This window comes from Nocardia alni, assembly GCF_019038435.1.
Lineage (GTDB): Bacteria > Actinomycetota > Actinomycetes > Mycobacteriales > Mycobacteriaceae > Nocardia > Nocardia alni.
The window spans coordinates 1-900 of record NZ_JAGPOX010000323.1; the positions used below are offsets into that span (position 1 = coordinate 1).

Sequence of the window (900 nt, forward strand, 5' to 3'; positions counted from 1 at the left end):
CCCCGCGCCCCACGCCGCGCCCCCACCGAAGTGATCGACAACCGCCGACTCCAGCCGACCGACTGAATCGCGGCAACCGCGAGCCCCACGTACCGCGTCGCGCCCTGACTGAAGGTGATCGATGACCGTCGACTCCAGCCGACCGACTGAATCGCGGCAACCGCGAGCCCCACGTACCGCGTCGCGCCCTGACTGAAGGTGATCGATGACCGTCGACTCCAGCCGACTGGCAGCAGCGGCGAACGCTACGCAGTTCCGGCCGAGTCCCTCATCGAGGTGATCGCCGGGTCGGCTTCACACGACTGAACGGTGGCAGTGGTGAACTGCGAGCGGCCGTCTCCCCGGACCGAGGTGATTGGTGAGCTGTCGGCTTCAACCGAGCGACTGAATGGCGGCCGCGGCGGACTATACCTACCCCCGGCGCGTCCCATCGGGGTGATGGGTGACCGGTCGAGTTCGATTGGCTAGCTGAGCGAAGGCTGCGGCGATCCCCTTGCGGCCGGCTCGACTACGGCGTGCGCTGACGAGCCCGACTGCCGTGTGGGACGGTGCTTGCCTCTCTGGTACGGCAATCGCTGCCGCCGATCGAGGGTCTATGGGGAGGGACTGAGAGGCTTCGGACAGCAGTCTGTCCCCGAATCGGATTCGGGGACAGACGGATTGTGATCAGTTCGCGGTCGTGGCGACGCCGAGCCACTGGTCCAGGGCTGTGGCGACGGCCGACGGGTCGGTGTGGTCGGCGGCCCAGGCGATGTAGGCGTCGGGGCGGACCAGGACGGCGGGCTGGGTCGGGTCGGTGGTGTGGACGACCGTCAGGTGGTCGATTGCGGGCACTTCGATTCCGGTGGGGACTACCAGGACGAATGTGCCGGCGCGGAGGGCCTCGTAGAGGCGGGTGGG

1 protein-coding gene is annotated in these 900 nt (G+C 68.2%); it reads right to left on the bottom strand.

Features of this window, described 5'->3' with window-relative positions; translation table 11 throughout:
• Positions 1-666 precede the first annotated feature (666 nt).
• Positions 667-900: aromatic-ring hydroxylase C-terminal domain-containing protein (locus tag JZ791_RS44140; RefSeq protein WP_498049422.1), on the bottom strand; the 234-nt coding region annotated here is incomplete at its 5' end.